This window comes from Candidatus Tisiphia endosymbiont of Nemotelus uliginosus, assembly GCF_964264755.1.
GTDB lineage: Bacteria > Pseudomonadota > Alphaproteobacteria > Rickettsiales > Rickettsiaceae > Tisiphia.
Map to the genome: position 1 here is coordinate 776,090 of NZ_OZ183481.1, position 23,136 is coordinate 799,225.

Genomic DNA, 23,136 nt, shown 5'->3' on the forward strand with positions numbered 1-23,136 from the left:
TTGACGCATAAATATTTGTCAAATATTTAAATTTTTTTATTGCATTACATACCTCCCTTGATTACAAATAAATCAACTAACCAATAAACACGGAAAAATAATATGTCTAAGGATAATTAAGATGACGAAAAGACCAAAACATGACCAGTTATTTAAGAAGATAATGGGCAATGAAATAGCAGCCCAAGAATTCTTAGAATATTATTTACCGAATAATTTTAAAGAAAAGATAGACTTATCCAAGATCAAAATAGAGCAAGAAAGTTATATTGAAGAGAGTTTGAGACGAAAATATAGTGACATAATTTATTCGGTAAGAACTAAAAATGATGAGAGTGCATTCATCTATGTTTTGCTTGATCATCAATCGACATCTGATTATTGGATGGCACTAAGACTTTGGAGGTACACGTTATTATTATGTGAAAGGCATAAAAAGAATGAGGATAAGCTACCATTAATTTGTCCGATTATCATGTATAATGGTGTAGATAAATATCATGCTCCAAGGAATTTATGGAATTTATTTACGGATTCTGAGCAAGCTAAAAAACTGATGACGGAAGATTACCAATTGGTAGATTTACAGAGTATGTCTGATGATGAGATAGTGCAGAAGAAACATTTAGGGATGATGGAATATGTGATGAAGCATATACATCAGCGAGATATGATAAAATTATGGGAGCAGTTTTTAGAAAGGTTTAAGTTAGAAATATTAGTGGATAAAGAGAATGGTTATATTTACTTAAGATCGTTTTTATGGTATACTGATGCCAAGTTGCTTGAAGAAAGGCAATCGGAATTAGAACAACTGCTAGCTAAGTATTTATCTGAAGAAGAAAAAGGGAACATTATGAGAACCGTTGCACAAAAATATATCGATGAAGGAGAAGCCAGAGGGGAAGAGAAAAAAGCTATGGCTGTAGCTAAAAATTTACTTAAAGTTGGTGTGTCAATTGATATCATCTCTACATCTACTGGATTGTCTAAAAAAGCAATAGAAGAGTTGATGGTATAATAGAAAAAGCTTTAGCTAAGAAAATGGTTATAAGTCTGGCATCTGTATACCAAATACCAAAATAACACCAAAAGGCTTAAGCAAAATATGGATATACCAATAATAAGATGACGAAAAGACCAAAACATGACCAGTTATTTAAGAAAATAATGGGAAATGAAATAGCAGCCCAAGAATTCTTAGAATATTATTTACCGAATAATTTTAAAGAAAAGATAGACTTATCCAAGATCAAAATAGAGCAAGAAAGTTATATTGAAGAGAGTTTGAGACGAAAATATAGTGACATAATTTATTCGGTAAGAACTAAAAATGATGAGAGTGCATTCATCTATGTTTTGCTTGATCATCAATCGACATCTGATTATTGGATGGCACTAAGACTTTGGAGGTACACGTTATTATTATGTGAAAGGCATAAAAAGAATGAGGATAAGCTACCATTAATTTGTCCGATTATCATGTATAATGGTGTAGATAAATATCATGCTCCAAGGAATTTATGGAATTTATTTACGGATTCTGAGCAAGCTAAAAAACTAATGACGGAAGATTACCAATTGGTAGATTTACAGAGTATGTCTGATGATGAGATAGTGCAGAAAAAACATTTAGGAATGATGGAATATGTGATGAAGCATATACATCAGCGAGATATGATAAGATTATGGGAGCAGTTTTTAGAAAGGTTTAAGTTAGAAATATTAGTGGATAAAGAGAATGGTTATATTTACTTAAGATCGTTTTTATGGTATACTGATGCCAAGTTGCCTGAAGAAAGGCAATCGGAATTAGAACAGCTATTAGCTAAGTATTTATCTGAAGAAGAAAAAGGAAACATTATGAGAACCGTTGCACAAAAATATATCGATGAAGGAGAAGCTAGAGGGGAAGCTAGAGGAGAAGAGAAAAAAGCTATGGCTGTAGCTAAAAATTTACTTAAAGTTGGCGTGTCAATTGATATCATCTCTACATCTACTGGATTGTCTAAAAAAGCAATAGAAGAGTTGATGGTATAATTATTACAAAAAGAAATCATAATCAACAGGTTTGTTTCAGCAATTATAAATTCAAAAATATTAGTTTTAAAACAAAATAACATTACAATTTTAGAGCTAACTATAACGTTAATTACTAATTATTTAGAGACTTAATTACTCTAAATTTACACCTATAAGCTACAATTATAGCTATATTACGGCAATTTATATTTTGAATTTATAATTGCTAGTAAAATTACTTGTCATTTTGTTTCCATTCTATTAAAGTATTAGTATGTACTAGCCTAATAAGTTATGGACACGGAGGTAGTGGTTGGACATTAGGACCAGGATCAGCCCACTATTTTACGGTATAAAATAATGGTAAAGCTAATCCAATTAGTATTTTAGCCATATAGTAAACTGGCATCATTGCGAGACATAATAGATTGCTTCGTCGCCACTAAAACGGCTTATCGCAATGACAGGTGGTGTAAACTTTAATGCAAGGTACATTGAATGTTAAAGAATTTAAACAATGAGTTATATTAATGTCTGCTCAAATAATAGAGTTATTAATTTTTGCTGGGGTTGCTTTTTTTATTATAAATAGGCTAATTGCTACGCTTGGCTCTACGTCAGATGAGGATCCAGCTAAACGTAAATCTTCCTTTTTCGGTGAAACAGGAATCAGAGACGTTACTTGCACAGCAAAAGCTGATACTAGTGTTTTTTTTAAGAAAAATTTACCTCAAACTATGGTAAAACCAGCCCCTATCAATCCTATGGAGTTTGATGGGTTAATAGTTGACGAAAATTCTGTGGCTATAATAGCTGGGATTGCAGCTATATCTGCTAAACTTCCATCATTTCAAGCAAGGAAATTTTTATATAGTGCAAAAGCAGCCTTTGAGCTGATCATTGAAGCTTCTAATGATGACGATATTGAAGATTTACTGACATTGGTGGATAAAAGATATATACAGGAATTTCATATTTTTTCTGAAACCTATGGAGAATTTGTCCATGGTAGCGTATTAGATACTAAAATTTCTGAAGCTTATACATTTGCTAATAATATTTTTATAAAAGTATTATTCACTGGCGAAAATATAACTAGTAAGATAAAAAACATGCAAGAAGAATGGACTTTCTCGAGAAGCCTTGTTTCTAAAAGTACAGATTGGTTTTTAACTAATGTTGCTCGTCTAGAAAATGAAGAGCAACTAACTTCTTAGCCTCTGATGATTCACCAGTATAAGTTATATTTTGGTAATTAAGTTTGATAGCAGTAAACAAAGCTGGGTGATCGTTCTCTACATTAACAATAATTTTTACGATTTGGGGAAATTCTTTGTTTAGTGTTTTAAAAATATAGTCAAGTACCAGCATACCGTAATATCTTGTACTACCACTTTTATTAGTTAAAATAACAGGATCGTGAAATTCAGATAAAAACTCTCGTGCATCACTTAAGTTTCCTATTGTATAAGTTGTTGGGTTTGGCATTTTATAAACCTATCTAAAATTATGCTATATATTAAATTACCATAAAGAGTCAGTTTAGTATACTCTTCTGCTTTGAAGAATTGGTTCCATAAAACTTCGGGGTATTCGCGTACTCATATACTAGCTGTACACTCCGCTCGCTTACCCCTTGTTTTACGTTTCAATTCTTCAAATCATTTGAGTATATATGCTTTTATGGTATATAGTAAAATGTATTAAATTAGGGTGGGTCATCAATTAAGTTGACATAAATATTAGGATGAGGCAAATTAGATATTGGTAAAAAAATAAGAAGGTGACCAATGCGCAGATATGCTTTAAGAGATGATCAATGGGAAAGGATAAAGGATATTTTACCTGGAAAAGAAGGAGACGTAGGAGCAAGTGCCAAAGATAATAGATTATTCGTAGAAGCTGTATTATATAGATATCGTGCTGGTATACCGTGGAGAGACTTACCAGAAAGATTTGGAGATTTTAGAGTAATTCATACAAGACATACACGTTGGAGCCAAAAAGATGTATGGAAGAAGGTTTTTGAACTACTTGCACAAGATGCAGATAATGAATATAGTATGATTGATTCAACGATTGTTAGAGCACATCAACATAGTGCCGGAGCTAAAAAAAAGTCATAGTAGATGACCAAGCAATAGGTCGTAGTAAAGGTGGTTTATCAACTAAAATTCATGCAACTGTTGATGCTTTAGGAAATCCGACAGCTTTTTATTTAACCCCTGGTCAGTCGCATGATTTACAAGGTTCTGATGCTTTAATGGAAACTTTGACAAAAGCGGATACCGTAATTGCAGATAAGGCTTATGATGCTAAGGCAAGAATGAGGAATAAGATAAAAGATAAGAATTGCACTCCTGTAATTCCATCCAAGAAGAATCGTAAATTTCCTGTAGAATATGATGTAGAGCTTTATAAGTATCGTCATTTAATTGAAAATTTCTTTGCAAAACTTAAACAATCTCGAGGCATTGCTACGCGTTATGATAAACTAGCTCAGAATTTTCTGGGAGCAATTTATTTGGCTTCTTCTGTAATATTACTTAATTGATGACACGCCCTAGATTAGCAGATATAGTAATAAAACCAACAATAGGATATTGTATTGGTGGCTTGGTCATTTCCGTTAAATATAATTCTGCCCCTATGGCTTCTCCTAAGGATGACATACCTTGCATTATTCGACAAATAGTGATTAATACCGAAGCAGTAATACCAATTTGGGCATAAGTCGGCAAAATAAACATCACCACACAAGAACATGCCATCATGAAAGTTGTAACAACTAGTGTAGTTTTACGACCTACTTTATCGCCTATCCAACCAAATAGCAAAGCCCCAATTAGTCGAAAAACAAAAGTAGCACAGAAAGCAAAAGCCGACAACAGAGTAGCAGTGTGCGAATCACTCTGTGGAAAAAATAACTCATTCAACAATACTGCCATATGAACGTAGAGCATTAAGTCAAAATATTCAAGCAATGTTCCTATTGACAGCAACCCAACAGCTTCTTTTTGTTCTCTAGTTAAACTAGTATGGGTAATTCTGGTATTTTCTTGAACAAGTTCACTCATAGTGGACTCAATGTTATTGTTAACTTCGTATAGTTCATATTTCCCCGATGGTTATTTTGTTAAACATAATTTTTATTCTGTCATTGCAAGGAAAATCATAGGTCGACGAAGCAATCCAAGTTTGATCACCTAATTTAGCTCCAATTCTGCTAATATCTTAGGCGGAATATCACTACCCAACAAACTGCTTATGTAAGCATGAAGTCTTACCAACTCAGCTGGGTTGGTGGAGCGAATTTGTGATTTGACAACATTAATAGCATTTTCAAATTGAGCAAAACCTACATTGTCTTTTTTATTCCCTTTGTTATCTTTACCTCATCAGAAATCATCAGCCATATATCGTGTTTTCACCATGTTTAAGTTTTGTTCAAAGTAGCTATAATTATGATTAAATATAACCTACATTAAATAGTCAACTAATTTTTTATTAAAATATATTTATTTTTTGTTAATAAAAACAATATTCAATACTCTACTCACATGGGATATGGTTTTGATGGTTAATACCCCCTTAATTTCGTATGATATTTTAGCAATATCTCTTTTTATTACTTATCTGCCTTCGTAAAACTTCGGGGTATTCGCATGCTCACGTAGGTTTACTACGCTCCGCTCGCTCATCCCTTGTTTTTCGTTCCAATTCTTTAAATCATTTGAGTATAACTCAAATTTTCAACTGGCTTTAAGTCAGACAAGCCATACTTTTCAGCCAATTCATCGACAATTCTTGGTAAGTCATCTAACCAAACTTTACCTTGATCACCATAGATATTAATGATATTAGTTTTGAATGTTTTCATATTTATATATCTGCATTCTTTCATACTAAATAAAATTAACAATATTTGCTATAGTAACTTTAACTTAAAACTTACAAAATTGATATTATGGGAATGAGCTTCAGTCACTTATTAGTGATCTTATTAATTATCTTAGTATTGTTTGGTGCTGGTAAATTGCCTCAAGTAATGTCAGATATTGCTAAAGGTCTTAAAGCTTTTAAGGAAGGAATGAAAGATGATAAGAAAAAAGATGAATAACAAGAACATTCGTACCTTCACCTTCTTCCCGTACCATTACAATTTTATTTTTTTACTAAAATTTTTGCTCTATCGGTGATAATTTCATCAACAAGCCCAAATGATTTGGCTACTTCAGGATCCATGAAATTATCGCGTTCCATGCTTTTTTCAATAGTCTCTAGTTCTTGCCCTGTATGCTTGACATATAAGAGATTAAGCATTCTTTTTAGTTTCATGGTTTCTTTGGCATGAATTTCGATATCTGTAGCCTGCCCTTGGTAACCACCTGACGGCTGATGGATCATTATACGACTATGCGGTAGGGAGTAACGCATACCTTTCTCCCCAGCAGTAAGCAACATAGAACCAGCAGAGCAAGCTTGACCTATACAAAGAGTAGAAATCTTAGGCTTAATATATTGCATAGTATCATAAATTGCCAAACCAGAAGTTACAACGCCACCAGGAGAATTAATATACATAGAAATATCTTTTTCTGGATTTTCTGCCTCAAGGAATAGTAATTGTGCAACCACTACATTTGCCATATAATCTTCAATTTGACCACAAACAAAAACTATACGTTCTTTTAATAACCTAGAATATATATCATAGGCTCTTTCCCCTCTAGGGGTTTGTTCGATTACCATTGGTACGTATGTCATTAAATTTTCTCTAAATTTATTAGACTTCCTATAAAACTTTACTTCTGCTGTGCTAACAAGTTTTTATAATATCGATTTAAGACTTTTACTGCTAAAATCCAAATTATACAAACAATAAAAGAAACAGCCATCAAAAGACCAGCAAGATCACTATGTACAACGTTTGGGAAAATGCTGAAAGATAGAAATTGAATAGCTGATCCCGAAGATTTTCCTATTTTATACCCAAGTACATCTACCGCTGCCTTGCCTTTAGTCTTCATTTCGTTATCAAGAGGCATGTAGGACATTTCTTTAGTACAGTCAAACAATGAATATTTTACCCCTTTTCCTAAAACATGCCACAACCCTCCTATAATAACAATCATCATTAACGGAGAAATACAACTAAACCCAGTCATAATTACTAATAAAGGTTTTTCTAGTAAAACAAAAGTAAAAAACACCATACCTGTTAATAACATCGCAATTGGGGTAAGTATTGCTCCCCAAAACCAACCACAAATCCTAATTAAACTACTACCAAGAAAAGCACAAATTAATGCAGCTATTCCAGTCCAAAAGAATACTGTACCGTGGTAAGAAATAAATTCTTGAGTAGAAGGGTATAATTGTTTGGCTTTTGACATCCATAACCCTTCAGTTAGGTTAATTGTCATAGAATATGAAATCATTAATATGCAAATAATTCCTAAATATTTGGAGGAAAAAATTATCTTAGCACTCTCAACTAATCCTAGTTTCAGTATATCGGTTCTTTTATTTTTATATCTAATATTTTTAGTAGTTTCTATAATTTTCAATTCGACGAATCTATGTAAAATTAAACAAATCACCCCAGAAATTAGAATAATTATCGTAAACAATTTGAGTAAAATTTCTGTTTGGTCGTTAATATGAGAAAATAAAGGTAATAAGAAGTGGTCACCTTTGGCAAAATAGACAATTATACTACCAGATATTAATAAATTAGTTTGACCAAATAAAGAAAAGAATGAATAAAACCTTGGGGCTTCTTCAATAGTGGTAATCTTATTAGCAAGTTGCCAGAATAATAAGGTAAATACAATTACTGGCCATAATTCTCCCATTACATAAAATAACGCTATACTCCATTTTCCCCAAATGAGGATAAACCACTTTAAGTGTGGTAACATGGTAACATAATGGGTTACTGTTTTAGGATCTGGATGAAAATATTCTTGATATGGAAATAAAACAAAGGCAAATAATGTAAAAAACCCTAAAAGAAAGCACATTATTATTCTAAATGCTTGTTCAGTTGTCATAACATTACAAAGTTTGCAGTAAAGAATGACGAATAAAAAGCCTAGAGGCATCTCACCCCAAAGTTTTAGAAAGCTTATAACTTCCGAACTAATTAATGTTATCACCAGACTATCTTTCATACTACGTACTAGATTCTGGTTAAGGAGAATAAAGAATATTAGTAAAGCCATAGGTATAAACTTTACCAACTCGTTAGATCTAATAGGCCAAACAATGTGTCTAAATTTACTATTTCTAGCTCTATTCCACATAGTGAAAGAAGACTCTACTGCATTCATATAATACTCATGCTCATTTTCAAGCAACCTAAACTATTATAAAACCCCTGTCAAGTGGTTTTATAATTTAACAAAATTATAAATTCAAAAATATTAGTTTTAAAATAAGATAGAATTACAATTATCAGGTAGACTAGACTATATTTAAATCTTCTTCATAATATAGACTCCATTGTGAGTTATTATATACAAATACCCTTATTTGTAAAGATTTGCCATATATTAAACGGGAGGTACAAGATATCTTAGCAGTTTTTAATGATTCTACCAAACAATGTAATAATAATATCAATATTCAGTTAGAAGCTTTTAAAAAGAATCTTTGCAAGCTTAGTGAAGAGTATTACATTTTAAACAAAATACCAGAAAAGTTAAATAAAAGCATAATAACTATTGCTCCTGAAGTGGCTGGGGCAATTCAAGATAATAACCAACTGAAAATAGAAGAAATGACTACAGCAATTAATGGCTGCATTCAAACTTTAAAAAATATTAAAGCTGATATTGAATTTTTCAGGATTGATCGTAGTAAAAATTTCTTTTTTATGGTAGCAATTAGTCTTATCTCATCAATTATTACCTCAACCACAGTCCTTTATTTTGTATTACAATGGTTTCCACCACAGCAAAAATATGTGGTTGAAAAAGCTCACGATATTCACACAGAAGGAGTGGTACAAATATTTGATATGCAAGGTAAATTTTGTAATAAAGCACAAATAATCAAGGATTAAATGCAATCATACCTGACATCTATTTCAAAAAAACCATGTTTATTCGCAGTCAAAAAGAACTCAAAATATAATTAATTATTGCAGGCAGCCTCCTAGCATATGGACTTAAGATCATTAAAAATGACAATATATATAATAGATTTTGTAGCAAATCATATATATAATATTGTCTATTAAAAGTTTTTATGTCAAAACATATGGGAGTTCTTAAAATAGCTAGGTAAAATGACAGAACGTTTAAAGCATGACAAAATTTTTCGCAAAGCAATGGAGAATCCGCTAGTAGCCCATGAATTTCTGCATGCTCATTTACCTAAACATATTAAGGATATAGTAAATTTCCCTAGTTTGACAATTGAAAATACCAGTTTTATAGAGCTAGATTTAAGAGATTCTATTTCGGATGTGTTATTTTCGGCAAAATTTGATAATAATAGGGATGGGTATCTGTATTTGATGGTCGAACATCAAAGTTCGCCTGACCACTTCATGGCATTCAGGATGTTCAAATATTTCATTAATATTTGTGATCGATATTTGACTTTAAATCCTGAGACCAAGATGTTACCATTAGTCTATCCGTTAATATTTTTTAATGGTACAGAAAAATATAATGTTCCAAGGAACTTATGGGATTTATTTGAAGACAGTAAGCTAGCAAGAAGTGCTTGGATCAATGACTACCAACTAGTTAATGTTCATGATATTCCTGATGAGCAGTTGAAACAAAGGACGTGGTCAGGGATACTTGAGTTTTTTATGAAGCATATCAAGAAACGCGATCTACTAAAAAAATGGCAGGAAGTAGCTTATATGTTACCTGAAATAACCAAGGTAACTATTGGGTACAATTACTTAGAGCTGCTATTATGTTACACATTGACAAGAATAAACCAATCGGATAGAGTAAAATTAGAAAAGTTATTAATAAGTAAGTTAAATCAGGAAACAGGTACAAAGCTTATGGGTAGTTTGGCACAACATTGGAAAGAAGAAGGCGTCATAGAAGGTTTACAAATTGGTGAGGCTAAAGGAATCCAAATTGGTAAAGAGAAGGGAATCCAGATTGGTAAAGCTGAAGGTAAAGCTGAAGCGATGAAAGCGGTAGCAAAAACTATGTTAATTAAAAATAAACCGTTAGATGAAATTATTGAATTTACTGGCTTAACTAAAATACAAATTAATAAATTGAAATAGTATATCGGAAATAGCAAAAAGCTATGAGTATCTGAAAGAGAAATATTAGGTGCCATTGAACAAATTTAAGAAAGCTGGATTCATGAAAAAAATTTTAAAAAAGAATGTTCCATCCCTTTACAGGTTATCTTATCCTGATGAATCTTTAGACAATGAGTTAGATATAACCTATCAGTCGTTTCTAATAGATGTAATTAATCTACCTAGCACATATTAATCTAGGGAAGTTAATTATGGCAAGAAGCAATGACTATATAAACAAAATCGATAAATTGATAGGACAAAAGATATATTCTCTAAGGCTTGCTAAAGGTTTGTCACGTCACCAACTTGCAACGGCAATAGAGGTAACACTTCAACAATTACAAAAATATGAGACTGGTTTCAATAGAATATCAATAGGTAGGCTGATTCTTATTGCTAAAGCATTAGAAAAAAATATTGGTTATTTTTATGAAGATTTAGAAGACATTAAAAATATTGAGCCTATTCAAACTCAGCATCAGCGTTTGTGTATAGAGGTGTCGAGGAATTTTATGAAAATACGTAACCCAGCGTATCAACAAGCTGTTAATGCATTGATACACTCACTGATTAAAGAGTAGTAGAGTAAAGGGAAAGTGCCGATACAGTTATATTGGTATCTAGGAGGCTGCCTACAATAACTAAAGTAATTCTATATTTGGCTCTTTTTGGCTGTGAATAAACATGATTTTCTTGAAATAATTACACTATTCCGTTAAGGTTTTTATGGGGTTCCTAAATTTTGTTGGGACTCTTATATGGCTACGCTAAATTTTTTGTTCACAGGACCTAGAAGATTAGCATCTGCTTCTCTTTCTGTATATAGGGTAGGTCCATACCATTATCTTCCTGACTTCGAAAAATAGTTAAAGATAAGTGTATAGAAAAAGCAGGAGAAAAAAGGTTTTGTTAATTAGAGGGCGTTTGTTGTGCCTCCATATATTTTTATTATTGACATACAATATTTTAGTAGATATACTAACCAACAATTAGTTTTAAATATGCTACTGATATGTTCGTTAGAGTCAAAAAATCTGCTACCCGTAATGTTAACGCTGTTCAACTAGTAGAAGGGATACGCGATCCCATAACTAATAAAGTAAAACAACGGGTTGTTCGACATATTGGCAGTGCATCAGACCAAGAAGAAATAACTAAACTAATAGAGCTTGCTGAATTCATTAAGGTTGAAATCGCTAGTAGCACTCAACCTAATCTTATCCCAGACAAGGATATAGTATCGATGGCAATGTCATCTAGACAGCGGTGCGAGAAAGAGCAAATACAACCACAACCTATTGATGATATCAGCAATTTACGTAGTCAAGGAAGCACTATCATTGGCATTCATGAGGTGTATGGAAAAATTTATGACCAACTTGGTTTTAATAAAATCTTACCCAACCCTGCCAGGGAAGTGTCGAGCATAAACATAATACGCAATGTTGTTTTAGCTCGTATTGCTAACCCAACTAGTAAGCGTGAAACAGTCAATTTATTGGTCAATAATTATGGAGTAGATTTAAAGCTTGATTCGGTATACAAAACTATGGATAAAATAGATGATAAGGTGGTTGAGAAAATCGAGCAGTGTGCTTTACTTAGCAGTCAAAAGTTGTTTAAAGAAAAAATCGATGTACTATTTTATGATGCAACTACTCTTTATTTTGAATCATTTACTGAAGATGAGTTGAAGAGTAAGGGGTTTAGTAAAGAATCATAAATTCAATGAAGTACAGGTAATGCTGAGCATTTTTGTTACTAATAATGGTATTCCAATCGGTTATGAGATATTTCCTGGAGCGACCTATGAAGGTCATACTTTATTGAAAGCTTTAGATAGCTTGAAAGGCAGGTTTGCTATTGATAAAGTAGTGTTTGTAGCAGACAGCGGTATGTTGAATAATGAAAATTTAGCTCTATTAGAACAGGCTGGCTATCAATATATAGTAGGTGCTAAAATTAAGAATATGACTAAGGATATTACAGCTAAAATCTTAAATAGTGATGATTATCAGCCATTAACCGTTGATGCAGAAGAATATAAGGGAAAAATAATTGAACTAGCTGAAAAGGGTCGCAAACTGATTATGAGCTATAGTAGCAAAAGGGCTTATAAAGATGCTCAAGATAGAGAGCAAGCATTGAAGAAATTAATGAAAAAAATGAACAGAAGTAAAGGAGTTAAGTCGTTAATTTCTGCTAGTGGTTATAAAAAATATTTAATAATTAATAATAATGATAAGTTTGCAGTAAACGAGCAAAAGATAGAGGAAGATAGCAAATGGGACGGTTTGCATGGAGTTATTAGTAACCTAGAAAATGTTGATGTAGCGTATATATTGTCTCGTTATAAAGGATTGTGGCAAATTGAAGAAACATTTAGAGTTAGTAAACACGATATTAAGATTAGACCAATTTATCATTGGAGTCCTAGTAGAATCAAGGCACATATTGCTTTATGTTTTATGGCGTTAGTATGTATCAGGCATTTAGAATATCGGGTAAATTTACAGTCAATTAAACTATCACCGGAACGATTACGTAAAGCACTAATTGGGGTGGAAATTACCAGTGTAGTACACATTAAAGATAAAAGAGTATTTGGCATTCCATCGCCGGTATCATACCAATTCCCAAATTTAATTTAGTATAAAGATGAGAAAAATAGGTTATAATGTAAAAGATAGATAAAATTAGGAATGTAATGGGTACTCATCAAAAATTAATAACAGAAGATTTATACAAACAGGCTATAGCTCAACTTGCAAGTACGAACAAAGAGAATAGGATCGCTATTAGGTTAAGAGCTATAGTAGCTGCAAAAGAACATGGTATTGGTATGGTGTCTAAAATATTTGATATCACAACTAATACGCTAAGAAACTGGATAAAAAGCTTTGCCCAAGGCGATGATAAAAATCTTGAATATAAAAAAGGTAGGGGAAGGAAAAGCGATTTAACGGAAAGCTGCTATGAAGCAATAAACAAATGGATACAAGAAGATTGTAACATAACAATAAAAAGTATCGTCATAAAACTTAAAGAAAATTTGGGAATTAATGTAAGTAAATCGGCTGTACACAGGGCATTGCACAAGCTTAAGTTTGCGTACATTACTCCAAGACCAGTGCATTACAAACAGAATAAAGAAACTCATGAACAGTTTAAAAAAAAATTCAAGAAAAAATAACAAGCAATCCAAGAAGTTTTTTGTATTTCTTTGATGAATCGCGTTTTGGAACTCATTCTAAATTAGGTCATGGTTGGTTTCGCAAAGGTATCAGAACTCAAGTTAAAATCAAAATAGGTTTTCAGAATTTTTATGTTTACAGTGCTGTTAACCCAATAACAGGAGATGATTTTAGCTTAATGATGCCAAATGTTAATACTATGTCTTTGAACATGTTTCTTGCGGAAATGTCTAAACATATAGGCGATCAAAAAGCCATTGTTGTTATGGATTGTGCTGGATGGCATAAGGCTAAGGACTTAGTGGTTCCTGCTAATATAGAAATTCTTTATTTGCCACCATATTCTCCTGAATTAAATCCTGCGGAGCGATTATGGGAGCATTTAAAGTCTGAGGCTATAAAGAATAAAGTATACAATACAATTGAACAATTAGAAATAGTAGTATCTTCATCTATTAAAAATTTAAATACCTTGCTAATTCAATCTATTTGTTGCATGAATCATTTACTAAATTAAATTCGGGAATTGGTATCAGATGAGGCAAAGATTATTTATAAAGCAATGAATTTACCGATTAGTACTATTCCTTATTTAATATCATCAGGAGAGTAAAACTCGATAATCAAGTAGTAAAGCTAATAATTATTATAGGATTATTTTGAAATTTTTATATTCGAACAAATAATTTGTTGTGCCTAGAAATTTTATCATTTCCTGTTCTATCAGCCATTTTTTGGCACAACAACACTGAAGTCGGGATATATAATCCACTAATACTAGGGTAAACATCTCCTTGACTATTCATTAGTGTAGGAATTATTTCTTCTACAGTCTGTATCCTTGTAGATACAATACTTACCTTGTTTAATGATAATACCATAAATCCTCCATATATTATTCGTAATTAATAATTGATCTTGTAACCAATCATCATTTGTTGTAATCTACACTTAGCACCTTGTCAATTCTTACCTGCTACCCCCCTTAGTCTGTTCAATTTTGTCTCCCCACTTATTATAGCATATTTTTGTTCGACCACTAATTGGGTTTTTAGTAAAATTTTAACTATATTATCCTGGACTTTGCCAGCAAAGATTGAATCGTTGTAGATATGTTGGTTTAGATGTCCAACAAATTCTCCAAAATCTTTTATTGTATGGCTTTGTTCTGATACAATTATACACAAATAATTATATTGGAAGGGATGAGAGCTTGGCGGATTGGAGTAATAAGATGTTCTTCAACATACCATGACCAAAAGCCTGGAGAAATTTCAGTAAGCTTGCCATGATTGGGACTAGATTTAATCCATTCTTCTAGATTCTGATTACCACTAATTTGCCATTCTAGATGCTCTTTAGATAAGAAATTTAACCGGTAAACATCCCGAATATTACCTGTACGATAAGAACCATTGTTGTAGTTATACTGTTTATCCCATAAACGGCAAGCATCTTTATCTGCCTTGTTAATATAAGGGTCACAACTGCCGCTTGGATACATATCTGGACTATTTCTTAAATGTCTATAATAATAATAACCATATTTAGCATTAGTAAATTTGTGTAATTTACTGGTCATTTTCTCAAATGATTCTTGATTAAACATTTCTAACTTCTCATCAAAACACATAGTTAATGTGGAGTTTTTTGGTTTTTGCCAATTTGGATATAAAAAAACTTTTATAATAAAATTAGTTGTGTAATCCTCTTTACTAGGCATAGCCATGAATCCTAAACACTCTATACCCTTAAAATCATATTTTTGTAATTTCCTTAATCCCCCCTTAAAAGTTAAACTTTTGGCTGAGTTACCATAATAAGTGCCGTTTACTGCAAGCCTGGTAGGTGCAAGTTGATGTTTGCTAAATATCGACAAGGCAAAATCAAACCATTCCTGCCATTTAACATTATCCCCAGAAAAGTCATGTAGGGCTAGACAGTTACACCACCGATCATCCTTATTACTATCAACCTTATAAAGCATATCATATTCTAGATCAGTAACACTTTCCATAGAAGAGTCCTGCTCTTGCTTTACATATATTTCTGCCATTATTTCCTCTCTTGATTATTTTTCCAAGACTTCTTTTATATCTTTTACTAGTTTTTCACCCTGCACTGCATCCGGTAATCTTTTCATGGTTGAACCTATTCTGTTTTTCAGCACATCCATTGTATCAGTTTTACTCATAATTTCAATAAAGTCAATTGTTCCATCTTTATAGACTATAGTAATATCAGGACGTATATTAGTAGGAAACTTTGAGCTAGCTATTTTATTAATTCCTTGATTCATAAATACTAATTCTACTTCTGGTTTCTTAGCATATTGATTAGCTAATTTTACACAAGCATCAGCATGACCGGGCGTACCAGTATGTTGTGCTTTGCCCACTATGTTTATCATGTGTTTGTTAGTTAAAATATCATCCAAACTTTGATATTTTAGAAATTCTTTTTGTGTCGCTTTGCTAAAGTGTTTAATTTGCTCAGTATCTAATTTTAAAATATCATTCTCTACTAATCTTTCAATATGTGCTTTCACCATAGCATAGTGTTCTGATTTAAGAGCTGATGTAGCTGCTGATACAGAGGCATCTTTTAAAGCTACTTCCGTTGTAGTTTTAGCTATATTCTTACCTGAAATAATACTAGTAATTTTTCCTATAGGCAAGAAAGTTAATGTATCCAAGACTACTTCCCTATAACCTTCTTCTAGGTTCTTATAACTCCAATTTACTACTTTAACTAGTTGTTGTTTTATTCCTTCTTTTACAGCAGTAGAATTATCTTTACCTAATGTGGTATCCATTCCCCAATTAATGAGTTTTTTTACATTATCTGTTGCCACTCCTACGGTACCTAGAATCGCGGATTTTACTCCAGGGAAATGTTTTGTAGTTTCTTCTCCAATTAGCTCTTTCAAATGCTTAATATGCATTCCTAAGCTATCAATAGTTGCATGAAGATTAATAATTGTTCCATCTTCAACGTTGTCTTCTCCTAATAATTGGATATATGTCTGGGTATTTTCCAAATGACGTTTATTCAACTCGTTCATTTTTTCTCCATAACTTCTATGGGGCATTTCTAACGCTTCAATCATTTGATGACAACTAGCAATCCTTGATTTATACCAATGTTTTTCAACACCAGTTGCTTGTTGCTTAACAGTTTCCAACTCTGTAATTAACGTTTTAATTGTTTTTATTGTTTCAACGATTTCAGAATTGAGCTGTTGAGACGATTCTGTAGATAATGGTTGCTCTTTCTTGCTGCTTGTATCTTGCGTATCCTGTAGATTTTCCTTTATCTCTGAGGTTGTTGCAACCTGTTGCCCTTTTCTCCCATGATTATCCTTACCTTCAACCCCCTTAGTCTGTTCAATTTTGTCTCCCCCACCTATTATAGCATATTTTTGATCGACCACTAATTGGGTTTTTAGTAAAATTTTAACTATATTATCGTGGACTTTGCCAGCAAAGATTGAATCGTTGTAGATATGTTGGTTTAGATGTCCAACAAATTCTCCAAAATCTTTTATTGGTCTGCCTTCTTTGATGGCGTCACTTTGTTCTTTTTTGTAAAGTACTTGCGAAATATGTAACATTGCTTGCAAATCAGCTTTACTACCACCATTTGCCTCAGCCTGGGTTACTTCGTCTTCTAAATTTTGGAAGAAAATGAAATATTTCTGTTTATTTTTAGTAACCTGCTCATCTTCTCCATCTTGTGCCAGCTCTTCCAATCCTTCCAGATTTTGGTAGTTTGCTGCAAATTGCTTCTCAAACTCTTGAATCTCAGCTGGACTGAGATTTGAGCCAAAATGCCAGTCATTACCTCTATCAAGGTTTTTTCCTAACTGTTTGGTATTTATTTCAGCACCAAAGATATTTGCCGTTTTCGCCCCTTTGATGATCACATCCTTAGGGTATGTCGTCACGAGATTTGAGCCCACATTAGTAAAGCCCTTAAACAAAGACCCGCCATGTATGATTTTGTATTTTTAGCATATCTTGTTGCTATACCACGCCATTCTTTAAATTTTTGAAATGTATTTTCAATAATGTGCCTTAGCTTATATAGATATTTATCTATCTCTCTTTGAATCTTCCTGTTTCTTTTTGATGGTATTACAGGAATTATGTTTGCATTCACAGCCGATTCTATTATGGCGTTTGTATCGTAAGCTTTATCAGCCATAAGATGTTGTGCCTCCATATTCTGGATTAACTCACAAGCTTGAGTACAATCATTTCTGGAACCTTCTGTAACAATAATTCTGACCGGCATACCATACGCATCCACGGCCATATGTACCTTTGTATTGAGCCCCCTTTTGTGCGACTAACCGTTTGATTCCCGCCTTTCGCTCCAAGTCCTGCTTTGTGAGTTTTTACAAATGTAGAATCTATCATTAACCATTCAAAATCAAGAGCATTTATAAAAATATTTAGCAAATTCTCCCATATCCCATTATCACGCCATCTACAGAATCTTCTGTGTACATTCTTCCAATTGCCATAATCAGGAGGCAAATCTCTCCATGGAACTCCCGTTCTAAATATCCACATCACTGCATTTATAAAAGTTCTATTGTCTCTTGCAATACCTCCCTAACAACCTTTCTGACCAGGTAAATTACTTTCTATCTTATTCCAAAGCTCATCGCTTATATCATGTCTTCTATGTGCTAAACTCATTGCTTCTTATCGCCTATTTTTATTACTACAATTATAATAACAAATCACATAAAATTATGCAATCACAATCTCGTGACGACATACCCTAGCTGCTTGTTTTATATTATCAAATATACCAGAAAAATAATGCCCTATCATTTTCGGCAGAGTCTTGCTTAATTCATCTTTAGGAATTTTTGTAATATCTGGTGGTCTCTTTACTTCTTCCTTGGTACCAAGCACAGTTTTCAACATATCACCATGCACTGTGCTATCGAAACTGGCTTGCTCTTCTTTGGTAATTTGTTTATGTTGAGATATATCCCGGTTTAACTGATCACCGCTGATAGAGCCACTAGTAACTTGTCCCTTACCTATGGTGCTGCTGACAATTTGCTGATGATCTTTAAACTGAACTTTTACCGGTGCATGATGAAAAGAAACATCTCTTTTACCTTTACCAGTTTGTTCCTCAGTGTGCTTTACTTGAAAATTTGCCCCAATGCCCAGGGTCAATCCTTGATCATAATCATGGATAGTTTTAACCACCATCCTGCCACAATTGACACTTAAATTACCTTTATCAGTCAGCTTACCATTTTTATCTTCTTCACCATTAGCAATCAAACCACCAGCAATTTCTAATGTTTCTTTTACTATGATATTTACTAGTTGTGAGCCGATGATACGTGCTACTTGGCTAGTCCAAGCTTTTTCCTTAAACCCGCTTTCTACTCCACCGCCAAATCCTGTAAAGTTATATTCTTTGTTAAAACCGATATTTAGGTTAGCTCCCATTAGTCTCTCAGATACTATATCTTGCACTGATTCAACAACTAGATTATTAGCTTTGATATCAACGTTCATCCCTTCTAAGGTGACACCTTTGAATTTGCCATCACCTGACAGGGTGATTTTTAAATTACCACTGACTTTGATGTAATTAGGGTGGTGGATAGTACTAGTTGATTCGACATTTTGAGTAGATGCCGATAAACTGCTATTTACCCCAGTATCTAAATCAATCTCAATATCGATAGCCCTAAAATCATATTGATAGTTATATTTATCACTACTAGTTTCAAAGGTAAAATTAGTAGCAGCAAAATCGACATCTTTCGCTGTCATCTTCACGCCTTGAAAACGAATATCATCTTTAACATGGGCAATGATCGTTTCACCATTAATAATATTATCTACGGCTACGGTAGAACAGGTCATTTCTTCACTCTGACTGGCAGATAAATATGCATACAACCCAACATTTACTGCATTAGTTGGTAACATGGCTAATGATTTATATGCATCGTAGGCTTTAAAAACTCGATCAAGATTATCAACAACATGGCTACCTTTCTTGGTAACCAACATTTTAACTTTATCTATAACGTTGGTGACATTTTGCTTAACAGCAAGCTTTATTCCTAATTCAGCATGCTGCTCAATATGTTTGGTGATAGTCTCAGTATCATAGGTTTTTGCTTGCCAGTTACGTGCTTCTACTTGAATAATTTTAGCAGATATATCCGAAGAAATTTGCTCAAATGTTCCGTCTTTTGCCATAATAGTTAGGGCATTAGAGGCTACTAATTCAGAAGAATTTAAATGCTGATCCCATAATTTTTGCTGATCACTATCTACAGTTGCCGCTGCTCTAAACCCACCTTCATTCTTACCTTTGTGGTAAAAACCAATCTTAAAACCAGATTCACTACAGAAAATTAGTGATTTATCAGTATATTTTGAGGCTTCTAGCTTTAAACCATTGGGTACTACTAGATGAATATCCTGCCCAATAATCTTGCTGCCTAGAATATGCATTTGCCCACCAACTATTCCATAGAAAGTACCACCAGCACAGATAATAGTTGGTACGCTATCATGCCCTTCATTAAACTCTCTGACATTTTTGGTACTATTAAATGTCATCGAATTACCATCAGATGACCATAGACTATAGGATTTCTTGTGATAGTCATGGATATGCAGATTATAGCCATCTTTGACAGTTAGGTTACCGCCAACTTGCATTAATATATCCTGTTCAGCAAAAATCTGGGCAGTTTCTATAGTAGCATCCTGATCAATAACAATTCTTTGATTACCAGCATTGATCACTGTTGGCAGAACTGTTTCAGTGTGATCGTGACTACTCCAGTGAGTTCTACCTCCAAAAAATTTCTTTTTACCTTTAAATTCCACCTGCTTATCAAATATATCTTTCACATGACCAATTTTTAGATCCTTAGCATGCAGATTAATCTCTTCCGCTTCAATTAAGGTGCTAATAAACTCCACAGCCCTACCTGCGTCTATATTTAATATGCCGGCATTAATTTCCGATACTACATGCTTTATAGCGACCTCACTGGTAGTAGTTTTACCAGCATGATGACAATAGCTGGTCATTAAGGCAATAGGTAGTACCTTGATATTATTCTGACTGACTATTTGCAAATGATCTTTTATAGTGATTAAGCTACCGATAACTTCAATATTATTTGCCATCATATAAGCATTTTCTGCTCTCAGAACTGATTGTTTGATGACTGGTTCTTTAAAGTTAAAGGTGAACTCTTTCCCAAAGAAAGATTTCACCTTGATAGTTTTATTGACCTCTATCTTGTCAGCTGATAGCTTAATATCACCATCACTGCTTTTTAGTCCTAACTCACCACTTGCCTGAATTGTACCATGTACTTCAATGTCACCTGATGCCCCGAAAAATAAATTTTGTCCAGTAACATGCACATGATCAGTAACATGGCGTTCATACATTTTAGTCTTACTGCCAAACCACCAAAGTTTTCTAATAAAATACTGCTCTACCTTAGGAATACCAAAAAATATCTTCCCTGAATCTACATGCACAGCCATTACTTCATAAGGAAAATCTACGTCACGATCTATGGTTACATCACCTTCTCTCTGCCTTAAATCTACTCGCTTGCTGCTATAAGGATAGAATAAATCAATCTTACCCTTACCAAGATCAATTTTAGTGATTTCTGAAAATTCTAACCTAGTAGGAACTATTTGGTCATTTACAATCATATCATATAATTCTGGTACCCTAAGCCATGGTTTTAATGCTTGTAAACTAGCATGTCGAGCAGCTGATTCCTTAATAAACGATTGATCCATTATGTAATCTGCTTTTAAGCTACCTGAATTAGCTCTTAATAATGCCCCTACACTTTTGAGATAACTCCCAGCATCAATATCTATTGCTCCAGCTTCAATTTTGCTAATGACGGATTTGATACCAAGATCATTAAATCCACCACTAAACATCGTAGCATTGTATAATGATAATGGCAGTAATTCTAAACCATCTTTCGTCTTAATAATTACCTGATGATCTTTAGCACTTAATCTGCTACCAATTATTGCCCCAGTATGGGCATCAATAATAATGCTTTGAGGGTTTTGCTCAGCTATTGCCTGAAAAATGCTAAGATCAATTTTACTACTATTAATTAAATGGTACTGAAACTCATTAGAAGAAGGGCTACTGTAACCTCTAGCATCTACTAAACCAAGTGCTTCTATTTCTTTAAATGGGAAGCCACATCTTACTAGCAAGTTGCCATTACTATCTCTAGCACTAGAATTATATAAGAATAAATTAGTCGGAAACTGGCTTAATGATATATCACTATTAATTGCTAAATAATTAGCTATGCTTCTAAAAAATAAATTATTATCAGATAAAATTTTACTACCATCAATAGTAATATTTTTCTGAGCATCGGTAAACATTTGAGAGGCAAAAACTTGAGAGTTGCTGAACGTTACATTACCCTCAGCATAATTGACTAATAATCTACTAATGATAGATGAATCACTAACCGAAATATCTCTACCCGCTACATTTTCCATTTGACGACTGGCAATATTATACCAATTCCCGAATTTAATTTAGTAAATGATTCATGCAACAAATAGATTGAATTAGCAAGGTATTTAAATTTTTAATAGAGGAAGATACTACTATTTCTAATTGTTCAATTGTATTGTATACTTTATTCTTTATAGTCTCAGACTTTAAATGTTCCCATAATCGCTCCGCAGGATTTAATTCAGGAGAATATGGTGGCAAATAAAGAATTTCTATATTAGCAGGAACCACTAAGTCCTTAGCCTTATGCCATCCAGCACAATCCATAACAACAATGGCTTTTTGATCGCCTATATGTTTAGACATTTCCGCAAGAAACATGTTCAAAGACATAGTATTAACATTTGGCATCATTAAGCTAAAATCATCTCCTGTTATTGGGTTAACAGCACTGTAAACATAAAAATTCTGAAAACCTATTTTGATTTTAACTTGAGTTCTGATACCTTTGCGAAACCAACCATGACCTAATTTAGAATGAGTTCCAAAACGCGATTCATCAAAGAAATACAAAAAACTTCTTGGATTGCTTGTTATTTTTTCTTGAATTTTTTTTAAACTGTTCATGAGTTTCTTTATTCTGTTTGTAATGCACTGGTCTTGGAGTAATGTACGCAAACTTAAGCTTGTGCAATGCCCTGTGTACAGCCGATTTACTTACATTAATTCCCAAATTTTCTTTAAGTTTTATGACGATACTTTTTATTGTTATGTTACAATCTTCTTGTATCCATTTGTTTATTGCTTCATAGCAGCTTTCCGTTAAATCGCTTTTCCTTCCCCTACCTTTTTTATATTCAAGATTTTTATCATCGCCTTGGGCAAAGCTTTTTATCCAGTTTCTTAGCGTATTAGTTGTGATATCAAATATTTTAGACACCATACCAATACCATGTTCTTTTGCAGCTACTATAGCTCTTAACCTAATAGCGATCCTATTCTCTTTGTTCGTACTTGCAAGTTGAGCTATAGCCTGTTTGTATAAATCTTCTGTTATTAATTTTTGATGAGTACCCATTACATTCCTAATTTTATCTATCTTTT

General features: G+C 33.0%; 24 protein-coding genes and 2 pseudogenes. 13 read left to right on the top strand and 13 right to left on the bottom strand.

Going from position 1 to position 23,136, the window contains the following annotated elements:
- Positions 1–121 precede the first annotated feature (121 nt).
- The 3 genes from ACFELW_RS04095 (at position 122) to ACFELW_RS04105 (ending at position 3,239) form a co-directional block, all read left to right on the top strand.
- On the top strand, positions 122–1,021 hold the full coding sequence (locus ACFELW_RS04095) for an Rpn family recombination-promoting nuclease/putative transposase (protein WP_375329713.1): 900 nt from the start codon (positions 122–124) through the stop codon (positions 1,019–1,021).
- Positions 1,022–1,128: 107 nt separating this feature from the next.
- On the top strand, positions 1,129–2,040 hold the full coding sequence (locus ACFELW_RS04100; protein ID WP_341759060.1) for an Rpn family recombination-promoting nuclease/putative transposase: 912 nt from the start codon (positions 1,129–1,131) through the stop codon (positions 2,038–2,040).
- A gap of 512 nt (positions 2,041–2,552) precedes the next feature.
- Positions 2,553–3,239 carry a TIM44-like domain-containing protein gene (locus ACFELW_RS04105; RefSeq protein WP_341759059.1) on the top strand — a complete coding sequence of 229 codons (687 nt, stop codon included), beginning with the start codon at positions 2,553–2,555 and terminating at the stop codon, positions 3,237–3,239.
- Here ACFELW_RS04105 and ACFELW_RS04110 read toward each other — a convergent pair.
- Complete coding sequence (locus ACFELW_RS04110; protein WP_341759058.1) at positions 3,196–3,510, bottom strand: hypothetical protein; 315 nt, start codon at positions 3,508–3,510, stop codon at positions 3,196–3,198. The genes ACFELW_RS04105 and ACFELW_RS04110 overlap by 44 nt on opposite strands.
- Before the next feature lie 302 nt (positions 3,511–3,812).
- Here ACFELW_RS04110 and ACFELW_RS04115 point away from each other — a divergent pair.
- Positions 3,813–4,576, top strand: a protein-coding gene (locus ACFELW_RS04115) for an IS5 family transposase (RefSeq protein WP_375329714.1) whose coding sequence is annotated in 2 segments (ribosomal slippage) — positions 3,813–4,145 and positions 4,148–4,576 — 762 coding nt in all. Because the reading frame shifts where the segments join, the coding sequence is not laid out codon by codon here.
- Positions 4,577–4,583: 7 nt separating this feature from the next.
- Here the strand turns inward: ACFELW_RS04115 and ACFELW_RS04120 are convergent.
- Both ACFELW_RS04120 and ACFELW_RS04125 read right to left on the bottom strand, forming a co-directional pair.
- Positions 4,584–5,099, bottom strand: a pseudogene (locus ACFELW_RS04120) (MFS transporter); the annotation flags it as partial.
- Positions 5,100–5,746: 647 nt separating this feature from the next.
- Positions 5,747–5,902, bottom strand: a complete 156-nt coding sequence (locus ACFELW_RS04125; RefSeq protein ID WP_341759056.1) for a hypothetical protein — start codon at positions 5,900–5,902, stop codon at positions 5,747–5,749.
- Positions 5,903–5,989: 87 nt separating this feature from the next.
- Here ACFELW_RS04125 and ACFELW_RS04130 point away from each other — a divergent pair, with 87 nt between their 5' ends.
- Positions 5,990–6,142 (top strand): Sec-independent protein translocase subunit TatA, encoded by a 153-nt coding sequence (locus tag ACFELW_RS04130; RefSeq protein WP_341756233.1) that lies wholly within the window; start codon positions 5,990–5,992, stop codon positions 6,140–6,142.
- 44 nt (positions 6,143–6,186) lie between these two features.
- Here ACFELW_RS04130 and clpP read toward each other — a convergent pair whose 3' ends face one another.
- A complete protein-coding gene (gene clpP / locus ACFELW_RS04135; protein ID WP_341759055.1) occupies positions 6,187–6,789 on the bottom strand; it encodes an ATP-dependent Clp endopeptidase proteolytic subunit ClpP in 603 nt (200 codons plus the stop codon).
- A 38-nt stretch (positions 6,790–6,827) separates the two neighbouring features.
- Positions 6,828–8,357 carry an NTP/NDP exchange transporter gene (locus ACFELW_RS04140; protein WP_341759054.1) on the bottom strand — a complete coding sequence of 510 codons (1,530 nt, stop codon included), beginning with the start codon at positions 8,355–8,357 and terminating at the stop codon, positions 6,828–6,830.
- A gap of 212 nt (positions 8,358–8,569) precedes the next feature.
- Between ACFELW_RS04140 and ACFELW_RS04145 the strand changes: the two genes are divergently transcribed.
- The 8 genes from ACFELW_RS04145 (at position 8,570) to ACFELW_RS04180 (ending at position 14,023) form a co-directional block, all read left to right on the top strand.
- The gene (locus ACFELW_RS04145) at positions 8,570–9,091 is read left to right on the top strand and encodes a hypothetical protein (RefSeq protein ID WP_375329715.1); all 522 of its coding nucleotides are present in this window, start codon (positions 8,570–8,572) and stop codon (positions 9,089–9,091) included.
- Positions 9,092–9,316: 225 nt separating this feature from the next.
- On the top strand, positions 9,317–10,288 hold the full coding sequence (locus ACFELW_RS04150) for an Rpn family recombination-promoting nuclease/putative transposase (RefSeq protein ID WP_375329716.1): 972 nt from the start codon (positions 9,317–9,319) through the stop codon (positions 10,286–10,288).
- Positions 10,289–10,343: 55 nt separating this feature from the next.
- Positions 10,344–10,505: a hypothetical protein gene (locus ACFELW_RS04155; protein WP_341759051.1), complete on the top strand. Its 162-nt coding sequence runs from the start codon at positions 10,344–10,346 to the stop codon at positions 10,503–10,505.
- A gap of 16 nt (positions 10,506–10,521) precedes the next feature.
- Positions 10,522–10,893 (top strand): helix-turn-helix domain-containing protein, encoded by a 372-nt coding sequence (locus ACFELW_RS04160; protein ID WP_341759050.1) that lies wholly within the window; start codon positions 10,522–10,524, stop codon positions 10,891–10,893.
- A 431-nt stretch (positions 10,894–11,324) separates the two neighbouring features.
- The gene (locus tag ACFELW_RS04165; RefSeq protein WP_375329717.1) at positions 11,325–12,035 is read left to right on the top strand and encodes a hypothetical protein; all 711 of its coding nucleotides are present in this window, start codon (positions 11,325–11,327) and stop codon (positions 12,033–12,035) included.
- Positions 12,036–12,054: 19 nt separating this feature from the next.
- Positions 12,055–12,963 (top strand): IS1634 family transposase, encoded by a 909-nt coding sequence (locus ACFELW_RS04170; RefSeq protein WP_375329718.1) that lies wholly within the window; start codon positions 12,055–12,057, stop codon positions 12,961–12,963.
- A 56-nt stretch (positions 12,964–13,019) separates the two neighbouring features.
- Complete coding sequence (locus ACFELW_RS04175) at positions 13,020–13,505, top strand: helix-turn-helix domain-containing protein (RefSeq protein WP_341758975.1); 486 nt, start codon at positions 13,020–13,022, stop codon at positions 13,503–13,505.
- 20 nt (positions 13,506–13,525) lie between these two features.
- Complete coding sequence (locus tag ACFELW_RS04180) at positions 13,526–14,023, top strand: IS630 family transposase (RefSeq protein WP_375329719.1); 498 nt, start codon at positions 13,526–13,528, stop codon at positions 14,021–14,023.
- 151 nt (positions 14,024–14,174) lie between these two features.
- Here the strand turns inward: ACFELW_RS04180 and ACFELW_RS04185 are convergent, their stop codons facing one another.
- The 8 genes and pseudogenes from ACFELW_RS04185 to ACFELW_RS04220 all read right to left on the bottom strand — a co-directional run bounded on the left by ACFELW_RS04185 (position 14,175) and on the right by ACFELW_RS04220 (position 23,110).
- On the bottom strand, positions 14,175–14,387 hold the full coding sequence (locus ACFELW_RS04185; protein WP_375329720.1) for a hypothetical protein: 213 nt from the start codon (positions 14,385–14,387) through the stop codon (positions 14,175–14,177).
- Positions 14,388–14,468: 81 nt separating this feature from the next.
- Positions 14,469–14,693 (bottom strand): hypothetical protein, encoded by a 225-nt coding sequence (locus ACFELW_RS04190; RefSeq protein ID WP_375329721.1) that lies wholly within the window; start codon positions 14,691–14,693, stop codon positions 14,469–14,471.
- The gene (locus ACFELW_RS04195) at positions 14,684–15,562 is read right to left on the bottom strand and encodes a hypothetical protein (protein WP_375329722.1); all 879 of its coding nucleotides are present in this window, start codon (positions 15,560–15,562) and stop codon (positions 14,684–14,686) included. The genes ACFELW_RS04190 and ACFELW_RS04195 overlap by 10 nt, the downstream gene beginning before the upstream one ends.
- 15 nt (positions 15,563–15,577) lie before the next feature.
- Positions 15,578–17,452, bottom strand: a complete 1,875-nt coding sequence (locus tag ACFELW_RS04200; protein ID WP_375329723.1) for a hypothetical protein — start codon at positions 17,450–17,452, stop codon at positions 15,578–15,580.
- Positions 17,449–18,212, bottom strand: a pseudogene (locus ACFELW_RS04205) (IS5 family transposase). The gene ACFELW_RS04200 and the pseudogene ACFELW_RS04205 overlap by 4 nt, the downstream one beginning before the upstream one ends.
- 54 nt (positions 18,213–18,266) lie before the next feature.
- On the bottom strand, positions 18,267–22,073 hold the full coding sequence (locus ACFELW_RS04210; RefSeq protein WP_375329724.1) for a hemagglutinin repeat-containing protein: 3,807 nt from the start codon (positions 22,071–22,073) through the stop codon (positions 18,267–18,269).
- A 34-nt stretch (positions 22,074–22,107) separates the two neighbouring features.
- Positions 22,108–22,605 (bottom strand): IS630 family transposase, encoded by a 498-nt coding sequence (locus ACFELW_RS04215; RefSeq protein ID WP_375329725.1) that lies wholly within the window; start codon positions 22,603–22,605, stop codon positions 22,108–22,110.
- Positions 22,592–23,110: a helix-turn-helix domain-containing protein gene (locus tag ACFELW_RS04220; protein WP_375329726.1), complete on the bottom strand. Its 519-nt coding sequence runs from the start codon at positions 23,108–23,110 to the stop codon at positions 22,592–22,594. The genes ACFELW_RS04215 and ACFELW_RS04220 overlap by 14 nt, the downstream gene beginning before the upstream one ends.
- Between the last annotated feature and the right edge of the window lie 26 nt (positions 23,111–23,136).

Coding starts and splice junctions, on each gene's coding strand:
- ACFELW_RS04170 (WP_375329718.1), top strand. CDS start 12,055: ATGCTGAGCATTTTTGTTACTAATAATGGTATTCCAATCGGTTATGAG.
- ACFELW_RS04210 (WP_375329724.1), bottom strand. CDS start 22,073: ATGGAAAATGTAGCGGGTAGAGATATTTCGGTTAGTGATTCATCTATC.
- ACFELW_RS04220 (WP_375329726.1), bottom strand. CDS start 23,110: ATGGGTACTCATCAAAAATTAATAACAGAAGATTTATACAAACAGGCT.
- ACFELW_RS04095 (WP_375329713.1), top strand. CDS start 122: ATGACGAAAAGACCAAAACATGACCAGTTATTTAAGAAGATAATGGGC.
- ACFELW_RS04100 (WP_341759060.1), top strand. CDS start 1,129: ATGACGAAAAGACCAAAACATGACCAGTTATTTAAGAAAATAATGGGA.
- ACFELW_RS04140 (WP_341759054.1), bottom strand. CDS start 8,357: ATGAATGCAGTAGAGTCTTCTTTCACTATGTGGAATAGAGCTAGAAAT.
- ACFELW_RS04130 (WP_341756233.1), top strand. CDS start 5,990: ATGGGAATGAGCTTCAGTCACTTATTAGTGATCTTATTAATTATCTTA.
- ACFELW_RS04165 (WP_375329717.1), top strand. CDS start 11,325: ATGTTCGTTAGAGTCAAAAAATCTGCTACCCGTAATGTTAACGCTGTT.
- ACFELW_RS04150 (WP_375329716.1), top strand. CDS start 9,317: ATGACAGAACGTTTAAAGCATGACAAAATTTTTCGCAAAGCAATGGAG.
- ACFELW_RS04195 (WP_375329722.1), bottom strand. CDS start 15,562: ATGGCAGAAATATATGTAAAGCAAGAGCAGGACTCTTCTATGGAAAGT.
- clpP (WP_341759055.1), bottom strand. CDS start 6,789: ATGACATACGTACCAATGGTAATCGAACAAACCCCTAGAGGGGAAAGA.
- ACFELW_RS04175 (WP_341758975.1), top strand. CDS start 13,020: ATGGGTACTCATCAAAAATTAATAACAGAAGATTTATACAAACAGGCT.
- ACFELW_RS04105 (WP_341759059.1), top strand. CDS start 2,553: ATGTCTGCTCAAATAATAGAGTTATTAATTTTTGCTGGGGTTGCTTTT.
- ACFELW_RS04160 (WP_341759050.1), top strand. CDS start 10,522: ATGGCAAGAAGCAATGACTATATAAACAAAATCGATAAATTGATAGGA.
- ACFELW_RS04125 (WP_341759056.1), bottom strand. CDS start 5,902: ATGAAAACATTCAAAACTAATATCATTAATATCTATGGTGATCAAGGT.
- ACFELW_RS04185 (WP_375329720.1), bottom strand. CDS start 14,387: ATGGTATTATCATTAAACAAGGTAAGTATTGTATCTACAAGGATACAG.
- ACFELW_RS04110 (WP_341759058.1), bottom strand. CDS start 3,510: ATGCCAAACCCAACAACTTATACAATAGGAAACTTAAGTGATGCACGA.